The organism is Sphingopyxis alaskensis RB2256 (assembly GCF_000013985.1).
GTDB lineage: Bacteria > Pseudomonadota > Alphaproteobacteria > Sphingomonadales > Sphingomonadaceae > Sphingopyxis > Sphingopyxis alaskensis.
Genome location: NC_008048.1, coordinates 1,675,628 through 1,691,453, shown reverse-complemented (window position 1 = coordinate 1,691,453; position 15,826 = coordinate 1,675,628). Strand labels below are relative to the sequence as shown.

Annotated in this window: 13 protein-coding genes and 3 tRNA genes; 8 read left to right on the top strand and 8 right to left on the bottom strand. The window is 65.9% G+C overall.

What is annotated here, in order from left to right; all coding sequences use genetic code 11:
• Positions 1-106: 106 nt before the first annotated feature.
• Positions 107-2,764 carry a pyruvate, phosphate dikinase gene (ppdK, locus tag SALA_RS08190; RefSeq protein ID WP_011541903.1) on the top strand — a complete coding sequence of 886 codons (2,658 nt, stop codon included), beginning with the start codon at positions 107-109 and terminating at the stop codon, positions 2,762-2,764.
• A 54-nt stretch (positions 2,765-2,818) separates the two neighbouring features.
• Positions 2,819-2,895, top strand: a tRNA-Arg gene (locus SALA_RS08185).
• 115 nt (positions 2,896-3,010) lie between these two features.
• Here the strand turns inward: SALA_RS08185 and SALA_RS08180 are convergent.
• Positions 3,011-3,101: transfer RNA gene (locus tag SALA_RS08180), tRNA-Ser, on the bottom strand.
• A 79-nt stretch (positions 3,102-3,180) separates the two neighbouring features.
• Here SALA_RS08180 and SALA_RS08175 point away from each other — a divergent pair.
• The 3 genes from SALA_RS08175 (at position 3,181) to SALA_RS08165 (ending at position 4,824) form a co-directional block, all read left to right on the top strand.
• A complete protein-coding gene (locus SALA_RS08175; protein ID WP_011541902.1) occupies positions 3,181-4,191 on the top strand; it encodes a peptidylprolyl isomerase in 1,011 nt (336 codons plus the stop codon).
• Between the two features lie 6 nt (positions 4,192-4,197).
• Entirely contained in the window at positions 4,198-4,512 is a 315-nt protein-coding gene (locus SALA_RS08170; RefSeq protein ID WP_041383188.1) for a DUF1905 domain-containing protein, read from the top strand.
• Between the two features lie 237 nt (positions 4,513-4,749).
• A tRNA-Thr gene (locus tag SALA_RS08165) sits at positions 4,750-4,824 on the top strand.
• Between the two features lie 17 nt (positions 4,825-4,841).
• Here SALA_RS08165 and SALA_RS08160 read toward each other — a convergent pair.
• A complete protein-coding gene (locus tag SALA_RS08160) occupies positions 4,842-5,720 on the bottom strand; it encodes a LysR substrate-binding domain-containing protein (protein ID WP_011541900.1) in 879 nt (292 codons plus the stop codon).
• 142 nt (positions 5,721-5,862) lie between these two features.
• On the opposite strand from SALA_RS08160, the gene SALA_RS08155 reads away from it, so the two are divergent.
• Positions 5,863-8,184 carry a CDC48 family AAA ATPase gene (locus tag SALA_RS08155; protein WP_011541899.1) on the top strand — a complete coding sequence of 774 codons (2,322 nt, stop codon included), beginning with the start codon at positions 5,863-5,865 and terminating at the stop codon, positions 8,182-8,184.
• 60 nt (positions 8,185-8,244) lie between these two features.
• Here the strand turns inward: SALA_RS08155 and SALA_RS08150 are convergent, their stop codons facing one another.
• Complete coding sequence (locus SALA_RS08150) at positions 8,245-9,567, bottom strand: MFS transporter (protein WP_011541898.1); 1,323 nt, start codon at positions 9,565-9,567, stop codon at positions 8,245-8,247.
• A gap of 144 nt (positions 9,568-9,711) precedes the next feature.
• On the opposite strand from SALA_RS08150, the gene SALA_RS08145 reads away from it, so the two are divergent.
• Positions 9,712-10,350 carry a class I SAM-dependent methyltransferase gene (locus tag SALA_RS08145; RefSeq protein WP_011541897.1) on the top strand — a complete coding sequence of 213 codons (639 nt, stop codon included), beginning with the start codon at positions 9,712-9,714 and terminating at the stop codon, positions 10,348-10,350.
• A gap of 3 nt (positions 10,351-10,353) precedes the next feature.
• Here the strand turns inward: SALA_RS08145 and SALA_RS08140 are convergent, their stop codons facing one another.
• Entirely contained in the window at positions 10,354-11,544 is a 1,191-nt protein-coding gene (locus SALA_RS08140) for a phospholipase D-like domain-containing protein (protein WP_011541896.1), read from the bottom strand.
• A gap of 135 nt (positions 11,545-11,679) precedes the next feature.
• Here SALA_RS08140 and rpoZ point away from each other — a divergent pair, with 135 nt between their 5' ends.
• On the top strand, positions 11,680-12,024 hold the full coding sequence (gene rpoZ, locus SALA_RS08135; RefSeq protein WP_011541895.1) for a DNA-directed RNA polymerase subunit omega: 345 nt from the start codon (positions 11,680-11,682) through the stop codon (positions 12,022-12,024).
• Between the two features lie 225 nt (positions 12,025-12,249).
• Here the strand turns inward: rpoZ and SALA_RS08130 are convergent, their stop codons facing one another.
• The 4 genes from SALA_RS08130 to ftsH form a co-directional block, all read right to left on the bottom strand.
• A complete protein-coding gene (locus SALA_RS08130) occupies positions 12,250-12,855 on the bottom strand; it encodes a DUF3800 domain-containing protein (protein ID WP_041383187.1) in 606 nt (201 codons plus the stop codon).
• Positions 12,856-12,871: 16 nt separating this feature from the next.
• Positions 12,872-13,360: a DUF11 domain-containing protein gene (locus tag SALA_RS16760; protein ID WP_192807410.1), complete on the bottom strand. Its 489-nt coding sequence runs from the start codon at positions 13,358-13,360 to the stop codon at positions 12,872-12,874.
• A 39-nt stretch (positions 13,361-13,399) separates the two neighbouring features.
• Positions 13,400-13,786: a hypothetical protein gene (locus SALA_RS08120; protein WP_153802664.1), complete on the bottom strand. Its 387-nt coding sequence runs from the start codon at positions 13,784-13,786 to the stop codon at positions 13,400-13,402.
• Between the two features lie 61 nt (positions 13,787-13,847).
• Positions 13,848-15,791, bottom strand: a complete 1,944-nt coding sequence (ftsH, locus tag SALA_RS08115; RefSeq protein ID WP_011541892.1) for an ATP-dependent zinc metalloprotease FtsH — start codon at positions 15,789-15,791, stop codon at positions 13,848-13,850.
• Between the last annotated feature and the right edge of the window lie 35 nt (positions 15,792-15,826).

Sequence of the window (15,826 nt, the reverse complement as noted above, 5' to 3'; positions counted from 1 at the left end):
AACGGAGTAGGGAAGTCTGGAAAGACCAAAGCAAAACTGAATCGACCAAGTGCGATTGCATACCTATCCAGCCGCAACCTCCTCCCCGGGGCAGCAGGAGTAAGACATGACGAAGATGGTGCATTTGTTCGGAGGTGCGGTCACCACGGCCGAGCGTTCGAAGGAGTTGCTGGGCGGCAAGGGGTCGAATCTTGCCGAAATGGCCTCGATCGGCCTGCCGGTCCCGCCGGGCTTCACGATCACCACCGACGTCTGCACCGCCTATTACGCCAATGGCGAGCAATTTCCGGCCGGGCTGGTCGAAGAGGTCGCCGCGGGCATCGCGCATATCGAGGGGATTACCGGCAAGCGTTTCGGCGACGCCGTCGACCCGTTGCTCGTCTCGGTCCGTTCGGGCGCGCGCGTGTCGATGCCGGGGATGATGGACACCGTCCTCAACCTCGGGCTCAACGACAAGACCGTCGTCGGGCTCGCCGAAGCATCGGGCGACCCGCGCTTCGCGTGGGACAGCTATCGCCGCTTCGTCCAGATGTACGCCGACGTCGTCATGGGCCTCGACCATGCCGAGTTCGAGGAAGCGCTGGAAATCGCCAAGGAAGACAAGGGCTTTTATCTCGACACCGAGATGGCGGCAGAGGACTGGCAGGCGCTGGTCAAGCAATATCAGGCGATCGTCGAACGCGAAACCGGCGCGCCTTTCCCGCAGGAACCGAAGGACCAGCTGTGGGGCGCGGTCGGCGCGGTGTTCGCGAGCTGGGAAAGCGACCGTGCGAAAGTCTATCGCCGCCTCAATTCGATCCCCGCCGAATGGGGCACCGCGGTCAATGTGCAGGCGATGGTGTTCGGCAATATGGGCGATACGTCGGCGACGGGCGTGGCGTTCACGCGCGATCCCGCGACCGGCGAGCGCGCCTGGTACGGCGAATGGCTGATCAATGCCCAGGGTGAAGACGTCGTCGCGGGCATCCGCACGCCGCAATATCTGACGAAGGCCGCGCGTGAGAGGGCGGGCGCCAGGCCGCTGTCGATGGAAGAGGCGATGCCCGAAACCTTCGCCGAGCTGGGCCGCGTCTTCGACACGCTCGAAACCCATTATCGCGACATGCAGGACATCGAGTTCACCGTCGAACGCGGCAAGCTGTGGATGCTGCAAACCCGTTCGGGCAAGCGCACCGCCAAGGCGGCGCTGAAGATCGCGGTCGATATGGCGGCCGAGGGATTGATTACCGAAGAGGAAGCCGTCGGCCGCGTCGATCCCGGCGCGCTCGACCAACTGCTCCACCCGACACTCGACCCGAAAGCGCCGCGCGACGTGCTGACCAAGGGGCTCCCCGCCAGCCCCGGCGCGGCGTCGGGCAAGATCATGTTCGACGCCGACAGTGCGGAGAAAGCCGCGGCGATGGGCGAAGCGGTGATCCTCGTCCGCGTCGAGACGAGCCCCGAGGACATTCACGGGATGCACGCGGCAAAAGGCATTTTGACCGCGCGCGGCGGGATGACCAGCCACGCGGCGGTCGTCGCGCGCGGCATGGGGCGTCCGTGCGTTTCGGGCGCGGGCGGGCTCAGCATCGACGGCGCCGCGCGCGTGCTGCGCGTCGGCGGGCGTGAGCTGCGCGAGGGCGATATTTTGACCCTCGACGGGTCGACCGGCGAAGTGATGGCCGGCGAGGTGCCGACGCTTATGCCCGAGCTGGTCGGCGATTTCGGCACGCTGATGGGCTGGGCCGACAAGGTGCGCCGGATGAAGGTGCGCACCAATGCGGAGACGCCGCAGGACGCCAGGGTCGCGCGCGACTTCGGCGCCGAGGGCATCGGCCTCTGCCGCACCGAACATATGTTCTTCGACGCCGCGCGCATCACCGCGGTGCGCGAGATGATCCTTGCCGACAGCGAGGAGGGCCGCCGTGCGGCGCTCGCCAAGCTGCTCCCCGAACAGCGCGGCGATTTTGCTGCGATCTTCGGCGTGATGGCGGGGCTGCCGGTGACGATCCGCCTGCTCGATCCGCCGCTCCACGAGTTCCTGCCGACGCGCGAGGAGGATTTCGCCGACGTCGCCGCAGCCGCGGGGGTGGGGATCGAGGCGCTCAAGGCGCGTGCCAACGAATTGCACGAGTTCAACCCGATGCTCGGCCATCGCGGCTGCCGCCTCGGTGTGACCTATCCCGAAATCTACGAAATGCAGGCGCGCGCGATCTTCGAGGCGGCGTGCGACGTCGCCGCCGAAACCGGCGCGGCGCCGGTCCCCGAAGTGATGATCCCGCTGGTCGCGACGCGCCGCGAGTTCGACCTGATGAAGGCGGTCGTGGATGCGCAGGCAAAAGCAGTGTTCGCCGAAAAGGGCCGCGAGATCGCCTATCTTGTCGGTACGATGATCGAACTGCCGCGCGCCGCGCTGATGGCGGGCGAAATTGCCGAGACGGCTGAGTTTTTCAGTTTCGGGACCAACGACCTGACGCAAACGACGATCGGCATCAGCCGCGACGACGCGGGGCGTTTCCTGACCCAATATGTCGACAAGGGCATCTTCCTGACCGATCCCTTCGTGAGCCTCGATGTCGAGGGCGTCGGACAGCTGATCGAGATCGCCGCCGAGCGCGGCCGGGCGACGCGCGCCGACATCAAACTGGGCATCTGCGGCGAGCATGGCGGCGACGCGCCGAGCATCCATTTCTGCGAAAAAACCGGCCTCGATTATGTCAGCGCCTCACCCTACCGCGTTCCCATAGCCCGGCTCGCCGCGGCGCAGGCGGCGCTGCGCAAATAATCGCCCAAAGGGGCTTGCGCGACTCCGCACAGGCCCCTAAAGGCACCGCTCCACGCACCCGTAGCTCAGCTGGATAGAGCATCAGACTACGAATCTGAGGGTCGGGCGTTCGAATCGCTCCGGGTGCGCCATTTCCCTTCCGCGCTGTAACGAAGCCATGTCAGGCAGGGGTTTCTCGCCATATTCGCCCGTTCCACGCGCCTGACGAAGCGCGGTTGCGTCGCTGCGTGTCGAAAGAAAAGGGGGTGGCGGAGCGGGAGGGATTCGAACCCTCGATACGCTTTTGACGTATACTCACTTTCCAGGCGAGCGCCTTCGACCACTCGGCCACCGCTCCGCATCCTTGCACTGGAAGGCGCGCCCTAATCGGTTGGCGGGGCTTTCGCAAGCGGGATGGCCGTGGCAGACATAGACGCATGACGCATCGCCTCCTCGCCGCCGCCGCGGCTTTCGCTCTTGCCCTTCCCGCCGCCGCTGAGGAGCCGCCCCCCACGCCGCTGTCGCCGGGGGAAATCGTCGATGCGGCGCCCGCGGCGGACTGGGTCGCGATTGCGCCCTCGGACCTTTTGGTCATGGACCTAGCGCCGGATGCAGCGGGCAAGGCGCGCCGCGTCGTCATTCAGCTGATGCCCGCGCCCTTCAGCCAGGGGTGGATCGGCAATATCCGCAAGCTCGCCGCGGCGCACTGGTGGGACGGCACCAGCATCAACCGCGTTCAGGACAATTATGTCGTGCAATGGGGCGATGCGACGGAGAAGAAGGCTTTGCCGAATGGCTTGGTGACGGTGCGTGAGAGCGAATATGAAGCGCCGCTCGACAAGTATTTGCAGGCGGCATTGCATACGAAAATGAAGTCTGAGGAAGCCGGGCTGCTAGCTGCCTTCCGTCAATCGGGAGACAAGAAGGTTCAGGCGGTCAAGTGGGCAATTCCGCGCGATCCCTTCGCCGAGGAGACCCTTGTTTTTAGGGGCTGGCCGATTGCCGTTGATCGTCAAGAACAGTCCGCCTGGCCCGTTCACTGCTATGGCATGGTCGGCGTCGGCCGCAACCTTTCGCCCGATACCGGCAGCGGCGCCGAACTTTATACCGTGATCGGTCATGCGCCGCGTCATCTAGACCGCAATATCGCGCTCGTCGGCCGCGTCGTCGCGGGGATCGAACATCTGTCGAGTCTGCCGCGTGGGACGGGCGCGCTCGGCTTCTATGAAGAGGAAGCGCAGCGGGTGCCGATCGCGTCTGTGCGCATTGCGAGCGAGTTGCCTGCCGCGGCACAGCCCCGGTTCGAATATCTGTCGACCGAGAGCGCGAGCTTTGCGAAATATGCCGACGCGCGCGCCAATCGTCGCGATCCCTTTTTCATCCGGCCTGCGGGGGGCGCCGACATCTGCAACATTCCGGTGCCGGTGCGCCGGGTCGGAACGAAGTAGCACGCGCTGGAATCCTTCACCGTCACGACGCCGCTGTGGCGCTGGCAATCGGCGACGGCGCCCGCCGCGTGGTTCTTTGTGACCATAACGGGCGAGGCGGCCGACGGCATTCGGCTGGCGGCGATCGGCGGACAGTGGCTCGACGGGCGGCGCGGGTTCGGATCGGCAAGAGTGCGCGCGACAATCGGTTACACGGTCTGGAACACCTCGGTCTTTCCGCACCGGGAAAGTGGCGGCTGGCTGCTGCCCGTGAAAGCGGCGGTGCGCAAGGCCGAGGGGCTGGCCGAGGGCGACGATGTGACGGTGACGGTCAGTCTTTAGACGGCGTTTCGCCCTTCGCCTCGCGGGCCTGTGCTTTGCGTTTGCGCAGGTTTTCCCGAAGCGCTTCGCCCAAGCGGCGTTCGCGTTCGGGGTCGGCGGGGGATGGCGGCTTGCTCACCATTGTGGCCATGCCCGCGAAATCGCTTGATCGTCAAGCCTCGCACCTTGACAGGCGAAGGGCGCCCCGCCATAGGCCGCGCCTGCCCCGTGCGCATCAGTTCGTGTGGCGGCCCGGTTGCTGCTGTAGCTCAGTGGTAGAGCGCGTCATTGGTAATGACGAGGTCGACAGTTCAATCCTGTCCAGCAGCACCATTTTCCCCGCTGGAATGTCAGATTCTCGCTGCGAGCAGCCAGTCGTGGAACAATTTGACCGCCGGCTGGCGAAGCGCGCGCGGGCGGCAGACGAACCAGTAGCTGTAGGGACTGTCCACGTCATAGTCGAACAGGCGGACGAGCCGCGGGTCGTGCGCGTCGTCGAAATGGTGGCCGTGCATGAAGGCGATGCCGATGCCCTGCGCCGCCGCCTCGAGCATCAGCGGCCCCGAATCGAAATAGTCGATCCCCGCGGGTTCGAGATAGGTCATGCCGATCGCCTTTTTCCATTCGGTGAAGGTTTCGGGCATTTCGCGGTGCAAAAGCACGGTCATCCGCTGCAATTGTTCGGGCACGGTGATCGGCCGGTCGCCGTCGGTCAGCGTGCGCGCCGCGATCGGGAATACCTTGTCCTGGTCCAGCCGCGCCGCATAGAGCGCCGGATCGATTGAGCGCGCGAGCGCGATCGCCGCGTCGATGCCGTCGCCCAGCCGCGCCTCGGCATGCGACATGGTGTCGATGTCGATATGCAGTTCGGGATGCTGGCGTCGCAGTTCGGGCAGGCGCGGGAACAGCCGCTGTTGGGCGAAGAGCGGCAGGACGTTGAGGTGCAGGCGCAGCGAGGCGTCGGGGCTGCCCGCCTGCGCGATGACCGCGCGCAGCTCGTCGAGGATGGGAGAGAGCTGGGCTTGCAGTGTCCGCCCCGTCTCGGTCAGGCTGAGTCCATGATGGTGGCGGTTGAAAAGCGGGCGTCCGACCGCATGTTCGAGCGTCTGGATTCGGCGCGACAGCGCGGGCATCGACAGGCCGAGCTCGATGGCGGCCGCCTTGACCGTGCCGTGGCGGGCGACCTCGAGAAAGGCTTCCATGCTGCTGAGGGGAGGAAGGCGGGGCATGATGACCGGTGGTGATGACATGAGCGCCGCGGACATGCCACAAATTTGTGCGCTGCGGCATGAATTGCCCGGAGTCGGGGGTCGCAAATCGGGAACCGTCGTCCTATCTTCGTCATTCTGACCATTTTGCGGGAGATACCCCTTGGCCGAAGCAGTGGTAAAAGAAAAACAGGTCAAATTGCAGGTCGCGAACGCCCGCGCGGAGGAAAGCGGTGGCGGGATCGCGCGCATCCCGCGCGCGGCGATGGCCGAGCTGGGCCTCAGCGAAGGCGACGTCGTGCAGATCAGCGGCAAGCGCGACACGGCATCGCGCGTCGTCGCGCCCTATCCCGAGGATGAGGGGCTGAACGTCATCCGCCTTGACGGCCTGCAGCGGGCCAACGCCGGCGCTGGCGCGGGTGATATGGTGGTTCTGAGCCGCGTCGAAACACGCCCGGCAACGCGCGTCGTCTTTGCGCCCGCGCAGGAAAATCTGCGCCTGCAAGGCTCGGCGAACGCGCTCAAGCGCAGCTTTTTCGGCCGCCCGCTCGTCGCGGGCGATACGGTCGCGACCGCGGGGCAGCAGCGCGTTTCCGCCGGTGACATGCCGCCGCAACTGCGCCAGATGCTCAACGCCCCGGCCTATGCGCTGGCCGAGGTGCGGTTGCTCGTCGTGTCGGCGAGTCCCAAGGGCGTCGTCACGATCGACGAGAATACCGAGGTCGAGCTGCTCCCCGAATATCAGGAACCGCACGACGCGCGTCGCACCGACGTCACCTATGACGATCTGGGCGGCCTTGGCGAGACGATCGACCAGCTGCGCGAGATGGTCGAGCTGCCGCTGCGCTATCCCGAACTTTTTCGCCGCCTCGGCGTCGATCCGCCGCGCGGTGTGCTGCTGCACGGTCCGCCGGGAACCGGCAAGACGCGGCTCGCCCGCGCCGTCGCGAACGAGAGCGAGGCGCAATTCTTCCTGATCAACGGGCCCGAGATCATGGGCAGCGCCTATGGCGAATCCGAAAAGCGGCTGCGCGACATTTTCGAGGCTGCGGCCAAGGCGGCGCCGTCGATCCTGTTCATCGACGAGATCGATTCGATCGCGCCGAAACGCGGACAGGTGCATGGCGAGGCCGAAAAGCGCCTCGTTGCGCAATTGCTCACGCTGATGGACGGGCTGGAGCCACGCACCAACCTGGTCGTGATCGCCGCGACCAACCGCCCCGACGCGATCGACGAAGCGCTGCGGCGGCCGGGCCGGTTCGACCGCGAGATCGTGATCGGAGTCCCCGACGAGAAGGGACGGCGCGAGATATTGGGTATCCACACGCGCGGTATGCCGCTGGGCGACGATGTCGACCTCGACGAACTGGCGCGCACGACCTTTGGCTTCGTTGGCGCCGACATGGCCGCGCTGACCCGCGAAGCGGCGATCGAGGCGGTGCGGCGGATCATGCCCAGGCTGAACCTCGAGGACGGGACCATCCCGTCCGAGGTGCTCGACGAACTCAGCGTGCTGCGCGCCGACTTCAACAATGCGCTGAAGCGCGTCCAGCCGTCGGCGATGCGCGAGGTAATGGTGCAGGCGCCCAAGACCCGCTGGAGCGACATCGGCGGGCTCGACGCGGCGCGTGACAAGATGATCGAGGGTATCGAACTGCCGCTGAAGCACCCCGAAGCCTTTCGCCGTCTCGGCATCCGCCCGGCCAAGGGTTTCCTGCTCTATGGCCCGCCGGGCACCGGCAAGACGCTGCTCGCGAAGGCGGCGGCGCGCGAATCGGACGCCAATTTCATCGCGATCAAATCGTCGGACCTGCTCTCCAAATGGTATGGCGAGAGCGAACAGCAGATCGCGCGCCTGTTCGCGCGCGCCCGCGCGGTCGCCCCGACGATCATTTTCATCGATGAACTCGACAGCCTGGTCCCCGCGCGCGGCAGCGGCACGTCGGGCGAGCCGCAGGTGACCGAGCGCGTCGTCAATACGATCCTCGCCGAAATGGACGGGATCGAGGAGATGCAGTCGGTCGTCGTGATCGGTGCGACCAACCGCCCGAACCTGATCGACCCCGCGTTGCTGCGCCCCGGACGGCTCGACGAACTGATTTACGTGTCGGTGCCCGACCGCGAGGGGCGGCGGCGCATCCTGGAAATCCAGACTGGCAAGATGCCGCTGGCAGGCGATGTCGACCTTGCGCTGTTGGCGGAACGGACCGCGCGCTTCACTGGCGCCGACCTGGAAGACCTGTCGCGCCGCGCGGGGCTGGCGGCGCTCAAGCGCTCGATCGGCGCCGACACGGTCACGATGGCCGATTTCGAGGCGGCGCTGAAAGATACGCGGGCTTCCGTGACCGAAGCCATGGAAAAGGATTATGAAAAGATCCAGGGCGAGATCAAGCAGAAGGCGATGAGCGTCGACCCGATCGGCTTTTTCGCGCCGGGAATGCTGAAACCGGTCCGCGACCAGAAGCATGATGAGCCGCGCGACTGAATGCGCATGTCGTCCCGGCCTTCGCCGGGATGACAAGGTATTTACTGATGTGGTTCGCTATTAATGGGTCCTGTCCCTAACAGGCTGGTCCAGCCGCAGCGCCGCCCAGCCCCAGAGCACGAGCCAGCCGCAGAATCCCGCCATCAGGCCGTAGGCCACGATGGGGTGCCAGTTATAAACGAGGACGCCGATCGCGGGGGAGACGATATAGGCCGATCCGTTGATCGACGCGGTCATCCCCGCGACCCCGCCCTGGTCGCGGCGCGGCACGGCGAGCGAGGCGCCGGCGGTGAACCCCGGACGGAACAGGCCGAAGCCGAGCGAGGCGAGGGCGAAACCGATGACGATACCGTGAAAGTCGTAAGACAGGCCGGTGAGGAGCGTCCCCGCGCCGCCGAGCGCCGCGCCGCCGAGCACCGCGGTGCGCGGCGACATTTTGAGGAGCGGGATCAGTCCCCATTGCGAGAGCAGGGTCGCAAAGGCGCCCGCCATCAGCACGATGCCGGTCATCGCCGCGCCCTCGTCGGGACGCAGCCGCAGGTTCAGCCGGTCGAGGATCAAAAAACCGATCACGCCGAGCATCATCGCCTGCGCCTGTCCGCCGAGGAACCCGGCAAAAAGCCAAGGGCGCACGCGCGTGTCGGTCCAGCGCAGCGGCTGCGGTTCGGAAGCGCTCCGATCGGAGGTTTGTTCGTCATCTTCGTCCGTGGCGGCCTGCGACGACGCGCCGGTGGTGGGATAGGACATGATCGAACCGCGCGCGGCAAAGCGCGGCACGTCGTTGGGAAGGCGCCAGCGCAGCGCGATGAGCACGGCAAGCCCGATGAGAGCGAAGACGAGCAGTGGCCCGGCGAGGCCGACGACGGGAAGGATGAAGAAGGGCGCGATCGCGGGACCGATCACCGTGCCGAGCCCGAAGGAGGAGGAGACGAGCGACAGCGCCTGCGTCCGCTGGTCGGGGTCGGTGCGCGCGGCGACATAGGCCTGCACCGCGGGCGGCGCGGCAGAACCCAGCCCGCCATAAAGGCTGCGGAAGAGCGCGAAAAGGACGAAGGTCATGCCCGCCGCGAACCAGCCCTGCAGCCCCGACCACAGGACGAGACCGCACAGCGCCATCGACGACAGGAAACCGATCACCCCCAGCGCCATCAGCGCCTTGCGCCCGCGCTTGTCCGACTGGCGCGCCCAGTGCGGCGCGGTGAGCACCCAGAGCAGCGCCGACCAGCTGAAGGCCAGACTGACCCACACGTCGGGGATGCGCAGTTTGGCGCCGATAGCCGGAAGGATCGACTGCATGGCGGTGTTGCCTGCCGCCGCGACGAGCATCACCGCGAAGAGCACCGCCATGCGGTCGGAGGGGATGGAGTGCGATGCTGTCGCCATGTCCGCCCCTCTTTGCTCTCCGTCAGCCGTGCGCCCTCCCTACACACCGTCGTCGGGCTGTCCAGAGTCAAGACAGACTCTTTCCTTGCGCGACGCCCCTGATTTTGCCACGCATTTGATCGACCCAACAACGCGAAAGCCATCATGACCAATCCGCGGGCGCAGGCCCAACAAACCAAAGCCCCGCTGGTCCGCCGACTGCGCGAGGGGGTGAAACGCTTTTTCGGGCCGTGGGGCATGTTCGTGCGCGGGTTCATCAAGCATCCGGTCATGGTCGGGTCGATCGTGCCGTCGTCGCCGACGCTGATCCGCCACATGCTGAAACCCATCGACTGGAAAAACACCAGGCTGTTCGTCGAATATGGTCCCGGCGTCGGCACCTTCTGCCGCCCGGTGCTCGAACACCTGGCCGGCGACGCGACCCTGATCGCGATCGACACGAACGAGGATTTTGTCGATTATCTGCGGAGGGACATTCGCGACAGCCGTTTCATCGCGGTCCATGGTTCGGCCGCCGACGTCGAGGACATTGTTCGCGCGCACGGGTTCGACCATGCCGATTATGTGCTTTCCGGCCTGCCATTCTCGACCCTGCCTGCCGGCGTCGGTCCGGCGATTGCCGCGGCGACCCACCGCGTGCTGCGCCCCGGCGGCGCCTTCCTCGTCTATCAGTTCCGTGCCCGCGCGCGCGATTTCCTTGCCGCGCATTTCGCCCGCATCGACAATGCGTTCGAGTGGGTGAATGTGCCGCCCTGTTTCCTCTTCTGGGCCTGGAAGGATTAGGGGCTAGACATCGGGATCGGGGTCACCGAGGCCGAAGTTGAGTTTGCGCGACACCGTATAATCGGCGACGCCGACGACGAACCAGGCGAGTGTCCAGCGCAGCCGCGTCCACCAGCTTGCGCGTGCCTTGTGCGCCTCGGCGGTGATGATGTCGCAATCGGGCTGGAGGCCCGCCACAAAGCGCCGCATCTGCGCCGCAAAGCCGGCATCGGCGATCCGCACCATCAGCTCGACATTGACGAACAGGCTGCGCACGTCGAAATTGGCCGAGCCGATATAGACCACATCGTCGACGACGATCAGCTTCATGTGCAGCTTGCACCGCCGATATTCCCACACGTCGGCGCCCTTGCGAAGCAGATAGCCATAGAGAAGGCGCGAGGCCCCGATCGTGGCGCCATTGTCGGACTTGCCCGCCATGATGAAGCGCGCGCGACCGCGCTGCGCGACGCGGCCGAGGCGGCGGAGCAGGCCCTGGCCGGGTGAAAAATAGGCCATTGCCATGTCGAGTTGACGCGCATCGTTCAGGTCGGCGCGCACGGCGCGTGCCCAGGGCGAAAGCCGCTGCGTCGGCCCGCCGACAAGCCATGACACTGCGCCGCCATCGACCGGCCATTCGCGGATCAGCCGCCGCAATATCAGGAGCTTACCGTCGTTGCTGACCGTATAATCATGGATTTCGGCAAACCAGTCGGCCGCGCGCGCGACGCTCGGCCCCTCGACGATCATGCCGATGTCGAGCCAGCCATCGCTGCGCGGCGCGCTCAGATAATCGTCGGCGATGTTGAAGCCCCCCGTCATGGCAACCGCATTGTCGATCAGGATCAGCTTCTGGTGATTGCGGATGAGATAGGACGAACGCCAGCGGCGCGAGAAAAAGGTGGCGCCGCCGCCCGCTTCGCGCAGCGGCGCGAACAGCGCGTCGGGCGTGTCGCCCGACCCGAAGCTGTCGATCAACACGCGCACGCGCACGCCGCGCCGCGCCGCGGCGGTCAGCGCGCGCAGGACGCTGAGTCCTGCGGCGTCGCCTTCAAATATATAGATGATGAGGTCGATGCTGTGCGCCGCCCGATCGATCAGTCGGAGCAGGCGCGTCATCCGCTCGCCGCCGTCGAAGATCAACTCGATCCGATGATCCGCCACGTCCGCCGTCAGCCCTTGCATCGGATCGGCAGTGGGGCAGGGATCGGCCATGCCTGCTCATAGGACGGCATTGGCGCGCGCCGCAAGGGCGGCGCTTTCGTTGACAGGCGGGGGCGAGCCTGCTAGCGCGCAGCGCTTGCCGCCATGCCCCGCACAGGGCTGGCCTCTCCCGTTTAAGGAATTATCATGGCCCGCGTTACCGTCGAGGATTGCGTCGACAAAGTTCCCAACCGTTTCGACCTGGTCCTGCTCTCCGCGCACCGCGCCCGCGAAATCTCGGGCGGCTCGGAGCTGACCGTCGACCGCGACCGCGACAAGAACCCTGTCGTCGCGCTGCGCGAGATCGCCGAGCAGACGATCCGTCCCAAGGATCTGCATGAAGCGCTCGTCGGCTCGTTGCAGAAGGTCGTCATCGACGATGACGATACGCCCGATGAAATCAGTTCAATCAGCCGCTCGGCCGAAGCGCTGCGCCTGACCGCGGCGGCACCGCCGCGCAGCCCCGCGGGCGGCGGCGGCGACTTCGAATAAGCGCCGCTGACAATCGATCGCCAAGGGGCCGCGGGAAACTGCGGCCCTTTTCTGGAGCGGCGTGCTGTATATCTGATTCACCGAGACGGAGCCTGCGGTTGCGTCAGCAAGCCCCTCGGACTTCGTCGCGTTGCCTGTCCGGGCAACCAGCCCGGCCTGCACAACGCTCCTCGCCGAGACGCTTCCTGACGCAATCCCGGTGGATCAGATATACAGGACGCCGCTCTATGGCATGGCAGTGAGGTCGGCGATGCGGATCGCCCTTGTTTCCAGCAGCGGATTCAGCAGCGTCCGGATGCGGCGCGCGCGCGGCGATTTGACGGCAATGTTGAACAGGCTGTTGGCGATGACATCGGCGATCTGCACGCCCTCGCTGCGGCGGCTGTCGGCGAGCGAGGCGCGGCCCCACTGGCCGAGCCCCGCCTGAATCTCGGCGCGGACACGGGCGAGGATATGGGGGTCGTAGCGCCCGTCGTCGATCACGACATCGGTGCACACGCCGCCCGTCTCGGGCAGCCAGCGGCCGATCGCGAGGTCGAGCAGCGCGGCATAGAGTTCGAGGTCGCTCGGCAGCCTGCCGCCAGGGCTCTGCGCGAGCCGGTCGCGTTCGGCGACCGCAACCCACGCGCGCCCGCCCGCGCGGTCGAAGAGTTCGAGCAACCACGCGCGCCCGACAAGGCTGATCCGGCTGCCCTTGAGTTCGCCGCGCAGTCCGGTGACGCTGCGGAAGCGCGTGTGGATCGCGCTTGCTGCGGCGGGCGTCAGCATCACCGCGGAAAAGGTCATGGCGCCCGCGTTCAGCCCACCCGATTCGTCGCAATAGATCGTCATGGCCCCGGCCAGGCCTTCATTTGACGAGGCCGAAGAAGGCCACGGAGCGGCTCTGCTGCGGCGCGACGGGTTGCGACCACAGCCAGCGCACATGGGTGACGTCGGACGCGGTCGCAGCCCGCGGAGCTGCATTTTCGACAGGCACCGTCAACGAAGCGAGCGGACCGAAACGCTTTCCGCCATCGACCGAGACGCTGAAATCGGTGCTGTCGTCAGTCCTGTTGAAGACGAGCCCTTCGGGGATCGGATTGGTAATGTTCACGCCGCTCGCCGGCGCCGTGCCGTTGTTCGTGAAGGTCAGGGTGACCCGGACACGATCGCCGGGAACGACGACCTTGGGATCGACATAGGTGTAAAGTTCCGCGTTGCGGTTGGCGGTCGGCAACGCCTTTTCCAGTTCGATCCTGCTCGTCAGCGCGCCGCCGCCCTGCGCAGTCGCGGGCGCGGATGAAATGGCGAGGCAGACCAGGGTCAGCAGGCTGCTCAACATTTTACCGGATCGCATGTCCGCTCCTTTGTCCATCATTGCCGCATCCTTGGCGGATCAGGCGGGGCAGGGATAGCGTTTCTTCATCAACGCGTCGAAGGCGGCATAGATGCTGATCCGGCCGCGCAGGCGCTCCGGATAGCTGCGCAGATGCGCCAGCCATTGTTCGGGGGTCAGGCTGCCCGATTCGGGCGGGCAGCTCGTCGTCTTGCGGCCGGCGCGGCGCTCGGCGTCGATGCGCGCCTTGTAGCGCCTGCCCGCCGCGATCACTTCATTCTTGAGCTGGTGGCCCTGCGGTGTCGCGAGCGCGAGCGGCCCCAGCCGTTCGAGCGATCCCGCGCGTGCGAGGAAGGCGGCGATGCTCATGTCGCCCGGCGCCATGGCGCACAGAAGGGGTGCGGCAAGAACAGGAGACAGGAGCCGCGCACGGGCCCGGCCGGTCATGCGCCGCAATCTGTTCCCCGCCAATGATCAGCCCCCGAATCGAACAGCCTGGGCGAGCGATCTAGGCGCCCTGCGGGTTCGCGTCGCCGAACGGCCGCGGCTTGCGCTTGATCTGCGGCAGGCCGCCGACATGGCCGCTGACGGGCGTGCCGCGCTTGTCGGCGTCGTCCTCGCGTCCGATGTCCTCGCCCTTGATCACCCGCTTCGCTTCCTCGCCCGACAGCGTTTCATATTCGAGCAGCGCAGCGGCCAACCGGTGAAGCTCGTCGATATGGTCGGTAAGCACCTTGCGCGCGACCGCTTCGCCTTCTTCGACAAGGCGGCGCACTTCGGCGTCGATCAGCTTGGCGGTTTCCTCCGACATATTCTGCGCGCGCGAGACACTGTGGCCAAGGAATACCTCGTCCTGATTGTCGCGGTAACGTAGCCAGCCGAGCTTTTCGGACATCCCATATTCCATGACCATGGCGCGCGCCATCTCGGTCGCCTGCTGGATATCGTTCGATGCACCCGTATTGAGTTCGTCTTCGCCATAGATGAGCTGTTCGGCGATGCGACCCCCGAAGCAGAGCGCAAGACGCGCCTTCATCTGTTTCATGTTGGTCGAATAGCGGTCGCGTTCGGGCAGGTTCCACGTCACGCCCAGCGCGCGGCCGCGCGGGATGATCGTAACCTTGTGGAGCGGGTCGCAGCCCTCGACGTGCAGCGAGACGAGCGCGTGGCCGGCCTCGTGATAGGCGGTCGATTTCTTCTCGTCCTCGGTCATCACCATCGATCGGCGCTCGGCGCCCATCATCACCTTGTCCTTGGCTTCCTCGAACTCGTCCGACGCGATCAGGCGCTTGCCCTTGCGCGCGGCGAGCAGCGCCGCTTCGTTGCAAAGATTAGCCAGATCGGCGCCCGAAAAGCCCGGTGTTCCGCGCGCAATGCGGCGCAGGTCGACGTCGGGCGCGAGCGGCTTCTTGCGCGTATGGACCTCCAGGATCTTCTGGCGGCCCTCGATGTCGGGGCGCGGGACGACGACCTGGCGGTCGAAGCGGCCCGGACGCAGCAGCGCGGGGTCGAGCACGTCGGGGCGGTTGGTCGCGGCGACGATGATGATGCCTTCATTGGCCTCGAACCCGTCCATTTCGACGAGGAGCTGGTTCAGCGTCTGCTCGCGCTCGTCATTGCCGTTGCCCAGCCCGGCGCCGCGGTGACGGCCGACCGCGTCGATTTCGTCGATGAAGACGATGCACGGTGCGTTGCGCTTCGCCTGTTCGAACATGTCGCGGACGCGGCTGGCGCCGACGCCGACGAACATTTCGACGAAGTCCGAACCCGAAATGGTAAAGAAAGGAACGCCCGCCTCGCCCGCGATCGCGCGCGCGAGCAAAGTCTTGCCGGTGCCCGGCGAGCCGACGAGCAGCGCGCCCTTCGGAATCTGGCCGCCGAGCTTCGAGAACTTGGTGGGATCTTTCAGGAACTCGACGATTTCCTCCAGCTCTTCGCGCGCCTCGTCGATGCCTGCGACATCGTCGAAGGTCACGCGACCCTGTTTTTCGGTGAGCATTTTCGCGCGCGACTTGCCAAAGCCCATGGCGCCCGAGCCGTTATTCTTCTGCACCTGGCGGAAGACGAAGAAGGCGATGCCGAGGATCAGCAGGAAAGGCAGCGACTGGACAAGCATATACATCCAGAAATTGGGCGTTTCGGCCGGCTGCCCGTCATATTTCACGCCATTGTCGTTCAGCATCTTGAGCAGGTCGGGGTCGCGCACGACGTTCGCCGTAAAACGGTCGCCGTTCGACAGCGTGCCGGTGACTCGGTCCTCCGACAGGATCACTTCCTTGACGCTGCCTTCCTCGACCTTCTGGCGGAACTCCGAATAGGCGAGCGGATTGCCGACGGGCTGTGCGGCGCCGCCGAACATCGAGGCGACAAGGAGCATGGCAAGCAGAATGCCGCTCCAGATCATCACGCTCTTCATCCAGGGGTTGCCCTGCGGTTCCTTGTCGTCCTGCATTCGGAGTTCTTTCCTCAACGGCGCAATGCGCGCTC